Raw genomic sequence first — 16,126 nt, 5'->3', positions numbered from 1 at the left:
TGCTCCTTCCAGGTTGGGGGGTCAGATGACGAGGACGGCGGCTTCGCTGGCGCTGACCTGACCGGCCGCGACGCCGGCGCCTGCTGGTGCGGCTCCGGTGCCAGCGGCGGGAGCCGCGGGGGCGGGTGAGGTCGGGGGCTGGCCGGTGCCGCCGTTGATGGACGGGGACGCGAAGGGGGTGGCGTCCGAACCGCCGCCGACGGGTGGGTCGGCGTCCGGGGTTGGTCCCGAGTCGTTCGGGTCTCCGGTGTTGTTCGGGGTTGGGTCGCCGCCGGGGTCGCTGGACTGCTGGCGGTCGTGGGTGGCGCGGCGTCCGGCGCGGCTGAAGTCGGGCGGGTAGGTGTTGTGGCCGACTCCCATCTGGTTGGTGAGGTCGGCTCCGAGGGCGGCGCCGGCGGCGCCCAGGCCAGCGATCAGGCCCAAGCCGGTGGACGCTACTTGGCCGATCGGTCCCAGTTGACTGAGCCCACCCGCGACAGCGGTGTTGAAGCGTCCGGTGGTGGCGTCCCCCGCGCTGTCTTCCCCGGCACTGCGCCCTTGCTCGTCGGTGGCGGCCGCCCTCCCGCCACCACCGCTGCCGGCGCTGCCGGTGAGGAGCCCTTGGAGTCCGCCCACGGCGGCCATGGATGTCCGCAGGGAGGCTCCCGATGTGGTGGCGGGGTCGACGAAGGCGAGCAGTTTGAACAGGGCGAGCGGGGAGATGGTGGCGATGCAGATGAGCAGGACGCCGGGGATGGCGGTGCCGATGGCGCCCTGGACGCCGGTGAGGCCGTTGGCGACGCCGGTGGTGTATTGGACGCCGACGCCGAGTACCAGGACCATCACCACCGGGGAGAGGGCGGCCGCGTGGAACCAGCGCAGGCTCTTCCAGAACCAAGACCTGCCTGCTTCGGAGACCAGGCCGGCCGCCGCGATCGGGGTGGTGGCCACCAGCACCATCAGCGCGGCGGAGCGGACCAGCATGATCAGGAAGTGGCCGATGGCGGCCAGCCAGAGCAGCAGGCCCATGAGGCCGAGAACGGTGGCCACAGTGCCGTCAGTGATGTCGGCGGGGGTGAAGGGTTCCCAAGGTTGCCAGGCGGTCCAGCTGGTGACATTGAGCAGTCCTTGCATGAGGGCGCGGGTGAGGCCGCCGGCGGCAGTGACGATGGTGACGCCGTAGGCGATCCAGCCGGCCCACACGACCACGAATTGGCCCAGGCCGAGCGCGACCCGGGCGAGGCCCTGGCCGTCACGCTTGGCGACGGCGACCCCGAGTTGGACCAGCAGCATGATCACGAGCAAGGCGGCGGCGATCCAGAACATGACTTGGTACAGCCACGCGCCGGGCCCGTCCTCAGACAGATCCGGGGTGAGCAGGAAGTCCAGGAAGGTGAGGGCGAGTCGGAGCAGCCACAGGCCGGCGTTCCACAGGCCCAACATCGCGGCGGTCCACGCGTCGGCGACGACCTTTCCGGCGGCCGAGGCAAGTGCCCCGAAGGGGTTCAACAGGTCACCCACGGTTGTACCTCAGGTGGTCTGCCAGGTGCGCCACCCGGCTTGGAGTGCGAGGTCGGAGCCGGGCCACGTGGAGGGAGCCTTGGCCGGTGGTGTGCCGGGGGCGATCTGCCAGCGGCCCTCGTGCCAGCCCATGCGCTCGCAGTGGCCGTATCCGATCCGGGCGGTGGCTGCGACCGCGGCGCGGACGTCGAGCAGGACGCAGGCGAGAACCCAATCGGGTCCGTCAGTGCCCTTGATCTGTCCGGCGGCCGGGGTGGCGCTGACCAGGACACTGTCGTCCTTGGCGTTGCCCTGATCGCCGAGGGTGGTGAGGAACGACTGCACGTTGCGGGTCATCGCCCACTCCGCGGGGCTCACCCCGTTGGGCAGGGACCAGGCGGCGTGAACATCATGGGCGGTGGGGATGCTCATCGCCTCGAGGACCGTCACCTCGATCGCGGCGAGTTGGGCGACCGCGCCCCCGGGGGTGTGCGGGAACCCAGTGGGCACGCCGGCCGGGCCGACGGCGTCCGCGGCCGGGACCAGCAGGACCGGCGCCAACTTCGTCGAGACCCCGGAGTTGGACGCCGCGGCCCCCGGGACCTGCAGCATCGGTTGGGCGGCGAGCTGGTCGCGCCAGGCATCGCCGCGGAGTTCGCCGGAGGCCGGCACCGGGGTCACCGGTGCCGGGGGGACCCTAGCCGGGAGGATCATCGCCCACAGGGCGAGGCCGAGACCGAAGCACAAGGCCATCGCGCTGATCAGGGCAGCGACGACCAAGACGTACAGCTTCCAACGGGGCCACGTGCCCATCTCGCGCTGGGTCATGTCAGATGCACCCGACGCCAAGGAGGCCGGTGAGCATGCCCGGCAGGATGAGGTAGGCGATCGCGGCGACGAACACCACGACCACGGAGATGACCCCGACCCGGGAGGCGTGCGGCATTGAGAACAACCTGCCGGCCACGATGGCGCCGACCCCGACGACGATGGCCAGCAGAAACAGGACGCCGACGCCCCACAAGACGTAGCCGGTGATCTGGTCGATGTACTTCTGGGCGTCCCCGGGGCGACCGGGCACACCTCGAGCGGCAGCAGCAGGGTGAAGTCAGCGGGCATGGTGGGGGTTCCCTTCGATCAGTGAGAGCAGCACGCCGGCGGCGGTGAGCAACCTGGCGGGCAACGGGGCCGGGGTGAGGCCGTGGAGGGCGAGGGTTCGGTCCTCAGGGATCTCGACGAGGCGACCGTCGGCGACCAACGCCGCGGTCAGACCCCCAATACCGTGGGCCACCGCGCGGGACCAGCGGCGGCGCGGCTGACCCAGGACTGCCGCGATCGTGCGCTCGGCGTCCAGCAGGTGCAGGGTCGACTCGAGGCGCCGCAAGCCCGGGATCGTGGCCCGAGCCACGACCACGACCGAGCCTGCGTCGATGAGCAGGCTGGTCAGCCAGTCGTGCCCGTCCAGGAGCCGCTCGACTGGGCAGCCGACGTCGATGACCGTGACGACCGGGGTGTCGATCGGCGAGGGTGTCGGGACGGCGTCCGGGTGTGTGCGGACGCCGGCCGCCCGGTCGAGACGGACTTGGTCGCGGGCGCCGTGGACCCAGCCGTGGTCGTCGACACCGAGTTCAGTCATGCTGGCGGCGGCGAGCCCACTCGTCGACGCCGACGCGCACTCCACCACCCGCGCTCGCCCTTCGACCACTGTCGCCAGGGCTAGCGCCACCGTGGTCGCGCCGCACGATCCCGCCGCGCCCAAGACCGGCACGACCAACTCGCCGGACGCTGGCGTCCAACGCTCAGCGGGCTTCGGCGTTCCAACCGTGGCGAGTGGCGGAGCCGCCGGGGCGACGGCCTGTGGCCGGGCTGGGTGACGGAAGGCGCCGTCCTGGACGGCGTGCCAAGCGCGGAGGAGTTCCTCCACCCCGACCGGCCGGGTCGTCTGGGCGGTCATCGGGACGCCCGCCGGTTGGCGCGGAACATCAACGTCGCGCGTAGTTCGGCCGGCGGCAGCCCGGCCAGCTCGGCCTTCGCCTGTCGCGCTCGCTTCAGGGTGTCGAGCAGCCGCTCCAGGCTGTCGATCACCTCTTCGTCGGTGTTGGCGACGTCGAACAGCCGCGCTGTTGCCCTCAGGTCCTTGGTCATGTGCACATTCACCTCACCCTCCAGAAGTGAGAAAGGACGCCGTCCACGGACACCTGGTTGCAGGGAATCCGGCGGAGGAGCCTCAGGCGGCACGGGTGTAGGCGGGTGCCGCCTCGGTCAGGGCGCGAATCGTGCGGCGGAAGCGGCGACGGACCGTGCGGTCGCACACGCCGAGCAAGGCGGCGACGGTGGTGGTCGCGTCATTGCCGAGCAGGCCATGACTGGGGGTCTGCCGCAGTCGTAGATGCTGGGAGGCCTCCACCAGCATCAGCACCAGCTCCCGGTCCGCGGCCGCGATGACGTGGTGGTCGCACGCCCAGTCCAGGACGCCCACCAACTCGTCGAAGGACGAGGGGTCAGGCTCGTCGACGATCGCGGCCATCAGGTCGCTGTCGGCGAAAGCGACCGTGGCGTACCAGGTGGGGTCTTTGCGTTGCAGGGTCGCGGGGGCTTCGCAGGCGGCCAACACGTTGGCGCGCAGGTCCCACATCAGGTTGCTGATCACCTTGCGGCGTTGCAGCGGGAACGTGCACACCAGCAGCCACAGTTCGGCGGCGACCACATGGTCGATGTCGACCGACAGGGTCCGCAGTCGGCTGGCAAGGAAAGCGGATCCGGGCACCAGCAGCCACGCCAACGTCTGCGCGGCCTCGCAGTCGCGACCACCCTCGGTCGAGGCCAACCAGGCGATCCCGTACACCACGTCGTCGGCGTCTGCGGGGTCCGCTTCCTGCAGCCACTCCCGCAGCCGGCGGGGGTCGTCCACCAAGTTGAGGACGGGCTGGGCGATCGACCAAGACGGCCACGCTGCGACGATCGTTGATTCCAGGTTGCTGACGAGACCCAATTCGGATTCGACGCTCATGATCAGACCTTTCCGTTGCGGATGAACACAACGAAAAGGGATCAAATCGATGTACCACGAGTTGTCCCCAGAACCGGTGCTACCGGCATTTCCATCCACAGAATCGGGCTGCCCCCTTGACGCGGAGAGTTGTTCCCCCTTGTCAGAGGATGTCCCTGCGATGTCCCCCCATGTCCCCCAAGTCGGGCTGGACGCCCAGGGAACTGAGGGGTGTCACCTTCCATGTCCCCGCGAGCGGCAGATTCTGCGGACAACCAGAGGTCACGAAAAGCCGCCGTCCGTTATCGGGCACAATGGTCGGCGACAAAGGGGACAATCGTCGGACATCGCCGCAGGGAAGGTCCCCGGGGTCCCGACTCTCCCCACGGCCGCAGCGCCTACTTTGGTGAACCTGGGTCCATGGACGGCACAACGGTGCGCCTCCGTACAGCGAGGAGCGTTGTGACCGCGTTGTTGGTGACCGACTACCCCAGCCCTGGGCTGTCCGACAGGAGATGTCCGAGTCCGACCTCGGGCGCAGCAGCCGGAGAGCACCGAACCTATGGCCGCTGAGGAACGGCCGCATCGCGAAGGCAAACGACCAGACGGCTGGCACCGTCTACCTGTTCACCGACGAGACCAACTGTGACCTCGGTCAGGTCCGTTCACCACCGGGATCCACCCGGCTGAGCAGCAGTCGACGCCGATTGCAGACCGAGTCGGGCGTCCGGCCGATCTTGGTGGCGACGGTTCGATCGAAAGGTCGACTCGCAGGACGACTGCGTCCTCTTCGGGCCCAGACGGACCAAACTTGTAGCGGCCGCTCGCGCTGCCGCTGCCCTGCCCCGGGCGTCAGCATTGAGCTGCTCCCGTTGGATGCGCCCGCGGAAGTGCGCCAGTCGCGCCCCCCTCCCTTGGGCGTACGCCCGCTGCTTTATTTATCTGATTGCGGATGGCCTGAACCGAGCGTCCAAGCAGCTGTGCGAGCACGGCGGCCATGCCGGACCACGAGTCCAACAGCGCAAGCTCCTCGCGCCGCCAAGGTGTTCGAGGGTTCATCGTTCCGCCCAGCCTTATTGCGCGCAATCTCGCGGACATGCCCAGAGGCGGATGTCCGCAGATGCCTTCGATCAGCACACCGGGCGGCAGATGGAGGGTCCAGAACTCGACCTGTTCAACCGACTTGTGTGGTGTGATCACTGCATGAGGATCGCGCCCGGCCTGCTAACCGTTGAACTACTCGACGACGCGCTGCAGTGTGAGTTCTGGGCCAGTCGTGGGCTTATCCCGGAAGACCCAGGCATGGAGGGGCTTCTCATCCATGCGGGTGCAGCTGATTGGGCCCGCCGCCGTAGTATGGGGGAGTTCGTGCCGATACCAGGTCAGATCGTGACTGTAAGAAAGAGTGGCCATGGGGTGCGGCCGGTGGCAGAACTGTCAGTGCGGGACCGTGTGCTATACCGCTCACTCGTGCGCAGGTGGACTGATGTTCTTCCCAAGCCGGATCGCTCATCAGGGGCGTATGAAAAGTTTCTCCAAGCGCCCTTGGGATTAATCTCGCCACCTCAGTATGTTGTGTCATCTGACGTGACTGCGTGCTATGAGTACATCGACCACGGGATACTGGCTCGCGAGGTTCTTGCGCGAACAGGCGACGCCGATGCAGTCGAGGCTTTGACCGATCTGCTCGCCGGTCTGATGGGTAGATCGTTCGGGCTGCCGCAGCAGTCCGAGTCCTCTGACGTGCTGGCTGACGCATATCTGTCCATCGTCGAACGACGGCTCCTCCGACAGGGACTCACGGTTTGGCGATACAACGACGATTTCCGAATCGCCGTGGATTCATGGAGCGCCGCATTGAATGCCGTTGACGCCCTTGAACGCGCGTGCCGCGACGTGGGACTCGCCCTCAACGACCTCAAGACCGTAATCCGTAAGGGCGGGACGTACAAGGCGGTATCCAGCCGCAGAGAGGAGATGCTGCGAGAGATTTCCGAGGAGGTCGAGGTCGACTTGACCGAGGTGGTGATTACTCCTTACGACCTGATCATTATCGAGCCGGCGGAGGACGACGTGGCAGACGGAGCAGCGCGAAACGTTGTGGCCGAGTGGCTCGGCCTTCAGGAGAAGATGCTATCTCCCAGCCCAGAACAGACGCTAACCCAGAAGGAGCAGGAAAAGAGACTGGCGCTCACCGATCTGCTGCGTTGGGCGCTGTCTGTGCTGCGAGGGAAGGAAACCGATGAACAACTGCTGACTGCGTGCGGTCAGATCCTCCGAACGGAACAGAACCTCACGCCGCTGGTGGCGAAGTATCTAGGCAAGACGACGGACGCGGTCGCGACGATTGCCTGGTTCGAGGACTTCTTGAATGAGAACCCGTACCTAACACCCTGGCAAGCTTGGTGGGTGGCCCCAGCCCTCCGGGCCGTCGACGGGTCTTACGCCGAGGGGTCCTCCCAGCGACGCTGGCTCGAATCGGTCTGGGGCAATCCGTCATGTCCCGAGCCAGTGATCGCTGGAATTGCGTTCACGGTTGCACAGAAGGGCCTCGCCGATGTGAAGGGATTGATGCAGGTCTATGAGTCCATGACCGATACCGGACGTCCGTTCGTGGCTCGCGCTATCGGCGCAATAGCGCCTGCCGATGACACCGCAGCCGCGACGCTTCTTGTCGAAGATGATTGGATCAAGTGGGCGTTTGAGTTGGGACGGAAGGATGCCTGACCCCCTGCGAGAACTGAGCGAATTCGCGGAGGAGGCGGTGGGCGACATCCACATAATCGCTCGGGACTATCTCGCAACTCGCGCAGAGTCGGTGAAGACCACCGCGGTGGGCCGATTTGGCGGTAGGAATTCGGGTTACGGAGACCGTGCGACACAGTTGGCCGTGGCGAACATTGCGGGCATCGTCGAGCACTACGCTGAGCAGATGCTCTTGGCGGCCGGCTGCAATCCCATGAAGATCAAGACCTGGGGTGACAAGCCTCGGGCATGGAAGGTCACTTTCAATGCAGACATAGAGGACATGGGTACTTGCCCATCGTTCACACTCATGAGAGGCTTTTATGAAGCCCGGAACGCAATCATGCATAGGCGCGGAGAACTTACCGACTCGCAGCGTAACCAGCGCATCTTCGCGCGGCTCATGGCCGCCCGGATCGAGCGGGTCGGATACCGCATCGTGGTCAATGGAAACACCGTGCGCTCCTGCGCCGAAGTGTGCGTGCAGTGCGTACAAGAACTGGACGCAACCACACGGTGAATTCCCCGGCGACGGATAAGCATCGTGGGACTGATACCCCGGTGCTCCCGCGGCCTCCGGTCGTTACCGATGTCGTGACGCTTGACGCCTAGATCGGTGGGACTCGTCTTCATGTACCGCATCGGGTCTTCGGCGAAGCCACGTCACCGCGCGGATCTGCCGCCGGTCGCGCGGACTGTGCGGGTTCGTCAGTGCCAGAAGGCCAGGAGGGATGCTGCCTGCTCGTAGGACACCGCGCCGCTGGCCATGGCGATGGCGAGGTCGTAGGCCTCGTCATCGGGCGCGTCGAGAACAACGTCGTTGAGGCCGTCGAACACCACGACGGCGAGCCAACCCAGACGCTTGTTCCCGTCAACCAGGGCATGGTTTCGGACCACTGATTCCAGCAGGACCGCTGCCTTGGTGTCCAAGCCTGCGTAGGCGTCGCGTCCGAACACAGTGACGCGAGGTCGGTGCACCGCAGAGTCGAGCAGGCCGATGTCGCGGAGGGGGCCGACACCAAGGTCGTCGACCAGGGTCAGGACGTCCTCGAGGGACAGGTACTCGATCACTGGCCGAGTCGGTCCAGCAGGTCGGCGTAACGTGAGCGTGCGGCTGCAGAGAGCCGGCTCACCTTGTCTTCGCGGACGCGCCGAGCGGCGGCCTCGCGGATCGCTCGAACGGTCGCCTCCTGCTTGCTGACGCCCTCTGCTTCGGCGAGCAGGGCGAGTGCCTTCTCGTCCTCGGGTTCCAGTCGCAACGTCATGGCCATGACGCCATGCTACCAGTCTGGTATCACTCGCTCATGCCGCGATGAGCGACTGACGGTCAGTGTTGGCTCGCACCCAGTCTCGCGCGGCGTTCTCGTTGATGGGCCTACCCTGTTGGTGTCTCTTCTGGCTGACGCCCCCAATTCCGAGGAGCCGACCGTGGTCCGCTGTGCAGTGCGTCTGTTCGTCCGGCGGGTGTTGCTGTGAGTCGCCAGAGGTGGACTCCGGACGAGCTTGCCCTCTTGGACGGCCCTGCGAGTGATGTCGAGGTGGCCGAGCTTGTGGGCCGGTCGGTGCATGCGGTGGTGATGAAGCGGTGGCGACGCCGGAACCCTGCTGCGGTGGCTCGGGACCGTGTGTATGCGGAGGAGAACCGGGACCGGAACAACCGTCGCGCGGTGATCTACAGCCACACGCAGCGGGACAAGATCAACGCTGCTGCTCGAGCTGCCGCGGCAGCGGATCGTGTGGCTGCGACCCGATCGGGAACCTTCACCCCGGAAGAGGATGCGCTGGTGTTGCGTCCCGACCTGACGGCTCGACAGGCGGCCCAGCTGTTGGGTCGAACAGCGGCTTCGGTGGCCCGGAGACGCAAGCGGCTACGCGAATGAAAGGGAGCCGGCGGCCTGTCTGAACCCACCCCCGGGAGACACCGGCCACCGGCCCCTCACCTCAAGGCTAGCTGTTGCGGCTCATGAGGTTGGTGTCACCCGGCGATGGGTGAGGGACGGGCAGGTCCCCGGCGGCAAAGATGGAAGTCGACCAAGACAACCGTCGCCGATCCGAAGGACCTGCCCTGTGACCCACCGTAATGCCCCCTTGACCCCCGAAGGCCGCCTGCGTCTGGTGCTCCGCTGTCAGCATCGCCCGATCGCCCACATCGCCGCCGAAGCAGGCGTCTCACGCCAGTGCCTGGCCAAGTGGGTGGCCCGCTACCGCGAGCACGGCGAAGCCGACCTCCACGATCGCTCGAGTGCACCCAGATGTCGCCCGACCCAGACCCCGACCGCTGTGGTCGAGCAGATCGCACTGATGCGGAAGAACAAGTGGTCAGCGCGCCGGATCGTGCGCGAACTCGCGTCCACCGACATCACCATCTCGGTCGCGACCGTCACCCGCTGGCTCCACAAACTCGGCCTGCACCGACTCGACCACCTCGACGTCGACGGCCAACCGCTCCGCAAGCACGGCAAGATCACCGCGCACTGGCCCGGGCACATGATCCACATCGATGTGAAGAAGGTCGGCCGCATCCCCGACGGCGGCGGCTGGCGCATCCACGGCATCAACTCAGACCAAGCCCGCGCCGCAGCCAGGGCCACCGCCAAGGCCAAAGTACGCGGCGCTCGACCCGGCTACGTGTACCTCCACTCCGCGGTCGATGGGTTCTCCCGACTGGCCTACACCGAGGCCCTCCAAGACGAGACCGCGAAGACCGCGATCGGGTTCCTCTTCCGCGCCCGCGTCTGGTTCGCCGCCCACGGCATCACCCGGTTCACCCGGATCGTGACCGACAACGGCTCCTGCTACCGCGCCAAGGACTTCACCCGCGCGGTCTACTCGTTCGCCGCACGCCATCAGCGAACCAAGTCCTACACGCCCCGCCACAACGGCAAGGTCGAGCGATACCAGCGGACCCTGGCCAACGAACTGCTCTACGCCCGCCCCTGGACCAGCGAGGAACACCGACGCCAAGCGATCGCGACCTGGAACCTGCACTACAACTACCATCGACCCCACAGCGCTGCCGGTGACCAGCCCCCAGCCTCACGCCTCCAGACGGGCGTCACCAACGTCATGAGTAACTACACAGGGCACCGACGACGAGGTCGTCCCCATCACGATGCAGCGCACCCTGAGCGCGCGGCTGTGCGCGGCCGGACGCGTCGTCGAGACCCACGAGTACCCCGGACGCACGCACATGGGCGTCATCGCCGAGGGCGCCCCCCTGATCGACGACCTGTTCGCCTGGACGGACGCGGTGCAGGCGGGGCAACGCCCCAGCAACTGCTAACGTCCCGCGGGAGGATCCACCCGGTAGGGGGATCCGACGCCCGCTCCTTCCTGGGAGCATGGCACGGCACAGTCCCTGTTCTGTGCCCGCTTCAACGTCTCGGTCCGGTCGTCACAAGGAACACGCATGCCGCAGAACATCCCCCTCGCCGTCGCGCTGATGGTGGTCTCGTCGCTCCTCATCGCGATCGCAGCCACCGTCCAGCATCAGGCCGTCGGGGAACAGGGCTCGGGCACGACCGGCGAACTCAAGGGGGACCAGTTCCGGGCCCTGATCCGCTCGCCACGCTGGTGGCTGGGGTTGGCCGCGAACGGCGTCGGCGCCCTGGTCGCGGTGGCGGCCCTCCTGCTCGCCCCGGTGACGATCACCCAGCCGCTCGCCGTGCTGGCCGTCCCGTGGACGGTGCTGCTGACCAGCCGGCTGCACCGCACACCAGTGAGCGGCCCGACGTGGACCGCCGTCGCCCTCACGTGCGCCGGCACGGTCGCGTTCGCGCTGCTGGCCATCTGGCAGGGCCCTGACCACGAGGAGTTCGTGGAGACGGGGCTGATCGCGGGCACCATCGTCGGTTACCTCCTGGCCAGCGGCATCGCCCTGCTGGGACGCTTCGGCCCCCAACGCCTGCGCAGCTTCCTGTGGGCGTCGGCGGGGGCGGCGATCTTCGGCCTGGAGGCCGGTGTGGTGAAGGCCCTGGGCGAGTACGCCGCCCGCGGCGACTGGCGCGGATCGGTCGTGTTCTGGGTGCTCGCCCTGCTGGTGATCCTGGGCGCCCTCATCGGCACGGCCTTCGTGCAGCAGGGCTACGCCACCGGGTCGGCCGAGGCCGTCGTGGGCGCGGTCAACGTGGTCGGCCCGCTGGCCGCGGTGATCTTCGGTGTCGCCGTCCTGGGCGAGGGCGTCAACTACACCGTGCTCGGGGTCGTCCTCATGCTCGCTGCCGCCGCGGTGTCCATGTCCGGCGTCGCGCTCCTGTCCCGGAACGAGAGCCAGGTCTCGCCCCCGGTGGCCTCTTGATCATGAAGCTGGTCGAGGCCGCCATGGAGTGGCCTTTCGTGCACCACGCCAGCCTTGCCGCCCAGCGCTTTTTCGGACGCTTCGGGGTCCAGTTCTCCGCGGCCATCACCTACTTCTCGGTGCTGTCCATGGTGCCGATCCTCATGGTGGCGTTCGCGGCGCTGGGTCTGACCGCCACCCTGCTGCGCCCCAACTTCGCCGAGGGCGTCCAAGGCTGGCTCGCCACCAACCTCGACATCGACGGCGGCGGGGTTCTCGGCGACCAGATCGTCGCGATCATCGACCAGGCCTTCCACAGTTGGCAGGCCGTCGGCCTCGTCGGCCTGGCCGGTGCCGCGTGGGCGGGCGCCAAATGGGTGATGCACCTGCAGATCGGCGTCCGCATGCAGTTGCGGCCCACCTTCGAGGCCCAGCCCGAGGTGGATGTCGTCGACGTGCGCCACGAGATGCTGGGCTTCCTCTGGCGGCTCGGCCGGGAACTCGGCATCCTGTTCGGCCTGTTCCTGCTCGTCGCGCTCACCTTCGTCGCCAGCAGCCTGGTGACGGTGCTGCGCCGCTTCACGGCCGGGGTCCTGAGTTGGATCGGCGTCCCGGCCCCCGAGGTGGGGACCATCGTCGTGTCGCTCCTGGTGACCGTCGGCGGCGCCTTCGCCCTGTTCTGGTTCCTGTTCACCGTGATGCCGGAGAACCGCCCTCCGACCATCGTGCGGGTCCAGGGCGCGTCCATCGGCGCCATCGGCCTCGCCGCGATGGACTACGCCGCAGGCTTCCTGCTGGGCGGCTTCGCCGACGGCCCCGCCGTCGCCGTGTTCGGCAGCGTCATCGTGCTCATGCTGTTCCTCAACATGTTTGCCGGGCTCGTGCTCGTCGTGGCCGCCTGGATCGCCACCCACCCCGCCAATGACGCCTACGCCCCGGACCCCGAGGACGCCCCTGACCCCTCCGACCTGGCCGGTAGTCACCCGAAGTGGGTGATCCCGGCCCCCGCGGACCCCCGATAGGTTGTCCGCGCGCGCACTGAAAGGAACACACATGTCCTCCACCACCACCCCCGTCGCCAAGCGGACCGCCTGGGACGTCATCCTCGGGCTGCTGCTCGTGGTCGCCGGCGTCGCCCTGATGGGCAACACGGCTCTCGCCACGGCCGTCCAGGTGCTGGTGATCGGCTGGATCAACCTGGTCTCCGGCATCGCACTGCTCATCGGCGCCCTGTTCCGCATCCGGTCGGGCGGGTTCTTCTCCGCCGTCCTGGGCGGCGCGTTCCTCACCGTGATGGGCCTGTTCATCCTGCGCAACCCCATCATCGGCGCGGTGGCGCTGACCCTGATGGCGGGCATGGCGTTCTTCGCCAGCGGCCTGACCCGCATGGCGCTCGCCTTCCGCGAGCCCGGCTCGCGCATCGTCATGTTCCTCAGCGGCCTGATCTCGGTGGGCCTGGGCTTCTTCGTGCTGTTCAACCTGGGTGCCGCCACCGTCACCCTGCTGGGCACCCTGCTCGCCATCCAGACCATCCTGGAAGGTCTCACCCTCGTCGCGGTCGGCCGCATCCGGAAGGTCGAAGCGACCCGCGCCGCGTGATCCCGGCCCCCTCGACGAGGCGAATCCCATGGAATTGACGTGGTGGCTGCTGTTCGACGTGGTCCTGCTGGCGTACTGGGTCTGCGTCGCGGTCTTCATCGTCAGCGAGGACCGCAACCCCACCTCGGCGCTCGCCTGGCTGCTCCTCCTGATCGCGCTCCCGGTGCTCGGGCTCGTCATCTACTTCTTCTTCGGCCGGAACTGGCCCGAGATCACCCAACGTTCCCCCGTCACCCGACGCGTTCACGCGGCCGTCGACCGGTTCATGCCCACGGTCTACGCGCCGCACCGACAACGCGTTGAGGCGGCCGTCGCCGACGATCCCCGCCCATGGGTGCAGCGCAACGTCCACCTCGCCGACCAGAAGATCGCCACCCCGCCCCTGCCGGTGCGCACCTGCGACTTCTACGTGACCGGGCAGGAGTACTTCGACGCGCTGATCGCCGACCTGGCCGCAGCCCAGCGGTTCATCCACATCAGCTACTTCATCTGGAAGCAGGACGCGCTGACGGCCCGCATCACCGAAGTGCTGCTGGATCGGTTGGCGGCCGGCGTCGAGGTGCGGATCCTCAACGACTATCTGGGCTGCCTCAAGCACCCCAAGGACGAGATGAAGCGCCTCGCCGAGGCGGGCGCCATCGTCAAGGCCGACATGACAGGGCTCGCCCGGCTCAACTACCGCAACCATCGCAAGATCACCGTCGTGGACGCGGAGATCGGCCACACCGGCGGCTTCAATGTCGCGCAGGAGTACATCGACGGCGGCTCCCGGTTCCCCGCGTGGCGCGATACCGGCCTGCGGCTCACCGGCGCCGGCGTGGCGGACCTGGAGAAGCTGTTCGACATGCGCTGGCTCGAGGCACACGGCGAGGACCTGTTCGACGCCCGCTACTACCCCGACCCGACGCTGGACGCCGGGGACATCCTGGTACACACCGTGCACCAGGGCTACGACGACCCCTGGAACGCCCTCACCCGCTCCTACCAGCTGGCGATCTCCGGGGCGAAGGAGAGCATCCGGCTGCAGTCGCCCTACTTCGTGCCCGATGAGAGCACCATGAACGCCCTCGTCAATGCCGCAGCCGGCGGCGTCCGGGTCGACCTGATGACGACGGCATGGCTGGACAAGAAGATCCCGTGGTGGGCGGCCGAGTCCTTCTTCAAGCCGTTCCTGGCGGCCGGGGGCGGATCTGGCAGTGGGACAAGGGCTTCTTCCACGCCAAGTCGCTGACCATCGACGGCACCTCCTGCGCGGTCGGGACGCTCAACCTCGACGTCCGCAGCCTGCGCATCAACAAGGAACTCATGGTCTGGGTGTACGACCCGCAGGTGGCCGCACGGCACGAGCAGATCTTCCTCGACGACCTCCGCGACTGCACCGAACTCACCCTGGCGGACGTGCAGGCGTGGGGCCGGGGACGCCGGCTGCGCAACTCGGCGGCCAGGTTGCTGTCCAACCTGCTGTGAGCGGCGTGACCGCCCCTCGGGGGCGGCTCACGGAAAGCGTCCTCGCCGGGGTGTGCCGTCGGCGATAATGAGGCGGGCGCCCGTGCGTGAGCGCACCGAAAGGACGCCGTGAGGGTCAGAGTCGGAATCGTCGACGACCATCCCGTGGTCATCGCCGGAACAGCCGGGGTCCTGGCCGCCGACCCCGGGGTGGTGGTCGTGTGCGCGGCCGCCACGGTGCGCGGCCTGATGAAGGACGACCCCGACCTCGACCTGGTGCTGCTGGATCTGCATCTTGACGACCAGTCCACCCCCACCTCCAACATCCGGTTCCTGACCGACCGGGGCGTCCCCGTGCTCGCCTTCACCAGCGGCGACCGGCCCGCCCTGATCCGCGAGGCGGCCCGGGCGGGCGCGATCGGCATGATCCGCAAGAGCGAAGGGACGCGCGCGATCCTCGCGGCCCTGCATGCGGCGGGCCGTGGAGAGACCGTCGCCTCGGCCGACTGGGCGGCCGCCGTGGAGGACGACCAGGCGTTCGTCTCGGCGCACCTGTCCGAGCGGGAAGCCGAGGTACTGGCGCTCTACGCGTCCGGCGAGACGGCCGAGCGCGTCGGGGCGCTCCTCTACGTCTCCCGCTCCACCGTCATCGAGCATGTGCGGCGTATCCGTGAGAAGTACGCGGCGTCCGGCCGCCCTGCCCGAACCAAACACGACCTGTTCGTCCGAGCCGTCGAGGACGGTTTGCTGGACGCCGACTTCCCGGCCCCGTGATCGACCAGGAGGATCTCCACCGGATCGACCGCCGCATCGGCTGGATCATGTCGCTGGGCGGCGCCGTCCTGCTGCTCGGTCAAGCGCCGTTCTTCCTGGTGGCCCGCGCCGACTACCCGATGTGGTGGCATGTCGGGGTCGGGCTGCTGGCCGCCACCGTGCTGTTCCTGGCCGGGGCGGGATGGGCGCTGTCCCATCGGGTGCTCGCCGTCTGCTGGCGGGCCGCCCCGACGGTGGGGATGATCCTGATGCTGACCTCCTTCCTCGGCTACCGGGGTCCCCAGGATCCCCAGCAGCTTCCGTGGATCCTGGCCTTCGACGCCACCCTCAGCGCCTACCTGATGCTGTGGCTGACCCCCTGGGTGGCGGCCGCCGGCACCCTCGTCATCGCCGTCCTCGTGCCGGTGTCCGCCTTGTTGTTCACCGGCGGCATCCCGCAGGTGGTGCTGGCCGCGATGCCGGTCCACATGAGCAACATCGGCTTCATCGCCCTCTTCGTGGGGATCCGGGCGCAGATGATCGCCACCCGGTCGGCCGCCCGGGCCGCGGCGCAGGGACAAGCCAGGCAGACCACGGCCCGCGTCGAGGCGGAGCACCGCGAGCACGTGTCGCGGATGTTGCACGACGAGGTGCTGTCGGTATTGACCGCCGCGCTGCGCACGCGAGGCGCCCCCTCGCAGGAACTCCGCGGCAGCGCCGAGGGGGCGCTCGCCCTCCTGGCCGCCCCCTGGCGCGTCCCTCCCCAGGAGGCGAGGACTGCCGGGCCGCGGTCGCACGGCTGACCGCCGCCGCAGCCGCGATCGACGCGTCCTGCCGGG

Annotated in this window: 19 protein-coding genes and 1 pseudogene; 12 read left to right on the top strand and 8 right to left on the bottom strand. The window is 68.1% G+C overall.

The features are described from left to right. Window positions 1-21 precede the first annotated feature (21 nt). The 6 genes from G7070_RS08040 to G7070_RS08015 all read right to left on the bottom strand — a co-directional run bounded on the left by G7070_RS08040 (window position 22) and on the right by G7070_RS08015 (window position 4,489). Window positions 22-1,500: an Asp23/Gls24 family envelope stress response protein gene (locus G7070_RS08040; RefSeq protein WP_166233309.1), complete on the bottom strand. Its 1,479-nt coding sequence runs from the start codon at window positions 1,498-1,500 to the stop codon at window positions 22-24. Between the two features lie 9 nt (window positions 1,501-1,509). Continuing rightward, complete coding sequence (locus tag G7070_RS08035; protein WP_166233308.1) at window positions 1,510-2,307, bottom strand: hypothetical protein; 798 nt, start codon at window positions 2,305-2,307, stop codon at window positions 1,510-1,512. A gap of 1 nt (window position 2,308) precedes the next feature. Then, window positions 2,309-2,560: a hypothetical protein gene (locus G7070_RS08030; RefSeq protein WP_206080024.1), complete on the bottom strand. Its 252-nt coding sequence runs from the start codon at window positions 2,558-2,560 to the stop codon at window positions 2,309-2,311. A gap of 27 nt (window positions 2,561-2,587) precedes the next feature. Next, window positions 2,588-3,115 carry a hypothetical protein gene (locus tag G7070_RS08025; protein ID WP_166233307.1) on the bottom strand — a complete coding sequence of 176 codons (528 nt, stop codon included), beginning with the start codon at window positions 3,113-3,115 and terminating at the stop codon, window positions 2,588-2,590. Between the two features lie 314 nt (window positions 3,116-3,429). Then, complete coding sequence (locus G7070_RS08020) at window positions 3,430-3,624, bottom strand: hypothetical protein (RefSeq protein WP_166233306.1); 195 nt, start codon at window positions 3,622-3,624, stop codon at window positions 3,430-3,432. A gap of 82 nt (window positions 3,625-3,706) precedes the next feature. Next, window positions 3,707-4,489: a hypothetical protein gene (locus tag G7070_RS08015; protein WP_166233305.1), complete on the bottom strand. Its 783-nt coding sequence runs from the start codon at window positions 4,487-4,489 to the stop codon at window positions 3,707-3,709. 1,182 nt (window positions 4,490-5,671) lie between these two features. Between G7070_RS08015 and G7070_RS08010 the strand changes: the two genes are divergently transcribed. Next, window positions 5,672-7,195: an RNA-directed DNA polymerase gene (locus G7070_RS08010; RefSeq protein WP_166233304.1), complete on the top strand. Its 1,524-nt coding sequence runs from the start codon at window positions 5,672-5,674 to the stop codon at window positions 7,193-7,195. Next, the gene (locus tag G7070_RS08005; RefSeq protein ID WP_166233303.1) at window positions 7,188-7,733 is read left to right on the top strand and encodes a hypothetical protein; all 546 of its coding nucleotides are present in this window, start codon (window positions 7,188-7,190) and stop codon (window positions 7,731-7,733) included. The genes G7070_RS08010 and G7070_RS08005 overlap by 8 nt, the downstream gene beginning before the upstream one ends. Before the next feature lie 188 nt (window positions 7,734-7,921). Here the strand turns inward: G7070_RS08005 and G7070_RS08000 are convergent, their stop codons facing one another. Together G7070_RS08000 and G7070_RS07995 are read right to left on the bottom strand one after the other, a co-directional pair. Continuing rightward, window positions 7,922-8,284: a type II toxin-antitoxin system death-on-curing family toxin gene (locus tag G7070_RS08000; protein ID WP_166233302.1), complete on the bottom strand. Its 363-nt coding sequence runs from the start codon at window positions 8,282-8,284 to the stop codon at window positions 7,922-7,924. Further along, on the bottom strand, window positions 8,281-8,484 hold the full coding sequence (locus G7070_RS07995) for a CopG family transcriptional regulator (RefSeq protein WP_166233301.1): 204 nt from the start codon (window positions 8,482-8,484) through the stop codon (window positions 8,281-8,283). Before G7070_RS07995 ends, G7070_RS08000 begins: the two co-directional genes overlap by 4 nt. A 267-nt stretch (window positions 8,485-8,751) precedes the next feature. Here G7070_RS07995 and G7070_RS07990 point away from each other — a divergent pair, with 267 nt between their 5' ends. The 10 genes and pseudogenes from G7070_RS07990 to G7070_RS07945 all read left to right on the top strand — a co-directional run bounded on the left by G7070_RS07990 (window position 8,752) and on the right by G7070_RS07945 (window position 16,090). Beyond that, a complete protein-coding gene (locus G7070_RS07990) occupies window positions 8,752-9,093 on the top strand; it encodes a hypothetical protein (RefSeq protein ID WP_166233300.1) in 342 nt (113 codons plus the stop codon). A gap of 187 nt (window positions 9,094-9,280) precedes the next feature. Continuing rightward, a pseudogene (locus tag G7070_RS07985) lies at window positions 9,281-10,294 on the top strand (IS481 family transposase); the annotation flags it as partial. A 31-nt stretch (window positions 10,295-10,325) separates the two neighbouring features. Next, window positions 10,326-10,496 carry a hypothetical protein gene (locus tag G7070_RS07980; protein ID WP_166233299.1) on the top strand — a complete coding sequence of 57 codons (171 nt, stop codon included), beginning with the start codon at window positions 10,326-10,328 and terminating at the stop codon, window positions 10,494-10,496. Window positions 10,497-10,622: 126 nt separating this feature from the next. Beyond that, on the top strand, window positions 10,623-11,510 hold the full coding sequence (locus tag G7070_RS07975; RefSeq protein ID WP_166233298.1) for a DMT family transporter: 888 nt from the start codon (window positions 10,623-10,625) through the stop codon (window positions 11,508-11,510). Between the two features lie 2 nt (window positions 11,511-11,512). Beyond that, window positions 11,513-12,511, top strand: coding sequence for a YhjD/YihY/BrkB family envelope integrity protein (locus tag G7070_RS07970; protein ID WP_166233297.1), 999 nt, complete (start codon window positions 11,513-11,515; stop codon window positions 12,509-12,511). 31 nt (window positions 12,512-12,542) lie between these two features. Continuing rightward, on the top strand, window positions 12,543-13,088 hold the full coding sequence (locus G7070_RS07965) for an HdeD family acid-resistance protein (RefSeq protein WP_166233296.1): 546 nt from the start codon (window positions 12,543-12,545) through the stop codon (window positions 13,086-13,088). Window positions 13,089-13,116: 28 nt separating this feature from the next. Further along, window positions 13,117-14,319: a phospholipase D-like domain-containing protein gene (locus tag G7070_RS07960; protein WP_166233295.1), complete on the top strand. Its 1,203-nt coding sequence runs from the start codon at window positions 13,117-13,119 to the stop codon at window positions 14,317-14,319. After that, window positions 14,226-14,555: a phospholipase D-like domain-containing protein gene (locus G7070_RS07955; RefSeq protein ID WP_166233294.1), complete on the top strand. Its 330-nt coding sequence runs from the start codon at window positions 14,226-14,228 to the stop codon at window positions 14,553-14,555. The genes G7070_RS07960 and G7070_RS07955 overlap by 94 nt, the downstream gene beginning before the upstream one ends. Before the next feature lie 108 nt (window positions 14,556-14,663). Next, on the top strand, window positions 14,664-15,308 hold the full coding sequence (locus G7070_RS07950) for a response regulator transcription factor (protein ID WP_166233293.1): 645 nt from the start codon (window positions 14,664-14,666) through the stop codon (window positions 15,306-15,308). Then, entirely contained in the window at window positions 15,305-16,090 is a 786-nt protein-coding gene (locus tag G7070_RS07945) for a hypothetical protein (RefSeq protein ID WP_166233292.1), read from the top strand. Before G7070_RS07950 ends, G7070_RS07945 begins: the two co-directional genes overlap by 4 nt. Window positions 16,091-16,126 lie beyond the last annotated feature (36 nt).

This window comes from Propioniciclava coleopterorum, from assembly GCF_011393335.1.
In the GTDB taxonomy this organism is placed as follows: Bacteria; Actinomycetota; Actinomycetes; order Propionibacteriales; family Propionibacteriaceae; genus Propioniciclava; species Propioniciclava coleopterorum.
Note: the sequence above shows the minus strand (reverse complement) of the source record. Positions and strands in the feature narration are given on the sequence as shown.

Bases quoted from the DNA above. Each gene is read 5' to 3' on its own strand.
- G7070_RS08035 (WP_166233308.1), bottom strand. From the start codon at position 2,307: ATGACCCAGCGCGAGATGGGCACGTGGCCCCGTTGGAAGCTGTACGTC.
- G7070_RS08025 (WP_166233307.1), bottom strand. From the start codon at position 3,115: ATGACTGAACTCGGTGTCGACGACCACGGCTGGGTCCACGGCGCCCGC.
- G7070_RS08020 (WP_166233306.1), bottom strand. From the start codon at position 3,624: ATGACCAAGGACCTGAGGGCAACAGCGCGGCTGTTCGACGTCGCCAAC.
- G7070_RS08015 (WP_166233305.1), bottom strand. From the start codon at position 4,489: ATGAGCGTCGAATCCGAATTGGGTCTCGTCAGCAACCTGGAATCAACG.
- G7070_RS08010 (WP_166233304.1), top strand. From the start codon at position 5,672: ATGAGGATCGCGCCCGGCCTGCTAACCGTTGAACTACTCGACGACGCG.
- G7070_RS08005 (WP_166233303.1), top strand. From the start codon at position 7,188: ATGCCTGACCCCCTGCGAGAACTGAGCGAATTCGCGGAGGAGGCGGTG.
- G7070_RS07995 (WP_166233301.1), bottom strand. From the start codon at position 8,484: ATGGCCATGACGTTGCGACTGGAACCCGAGGACGAGAAGGCACTCGCC.
- G7070_RS07980 (WP_166233299.1), top strand. From the start codon at position 10,326: ATGCAGCGCACCCTGAGCGCGCGGCTGTGCGCGGCCGGACGCGTCGTC.
- G7070_RS07975 (WP_166233298.1), top strand. From the start codon at position 10,623: ATGCCGCAGAACATCCCCCTCGCCGTCGCGCTGATGGTGGTCTCGTCG.
- G7070_RS07970 (WP_166233297.1), top strand. From the start codon at position 11,513: ATGAAGCTGGTCGAGGCCGCCATGGAGTGGCCTTTCGTGCACCACGCC.
- G7070_RS07965 (WP_166233296.1), top strand. From the start codon at position 12,543: ATGTCCTCCACCACCACCCCCGTCGCCAAGCGGACCGCCTGGGACGTC.
- G7070_RS07960 (WP_166233295.1), top strand. From the start codon at position 13,117: ATGGAATTGACGTGGTGGCTGCTGTTCGACGTGGTCCTGCTGGCGTAC.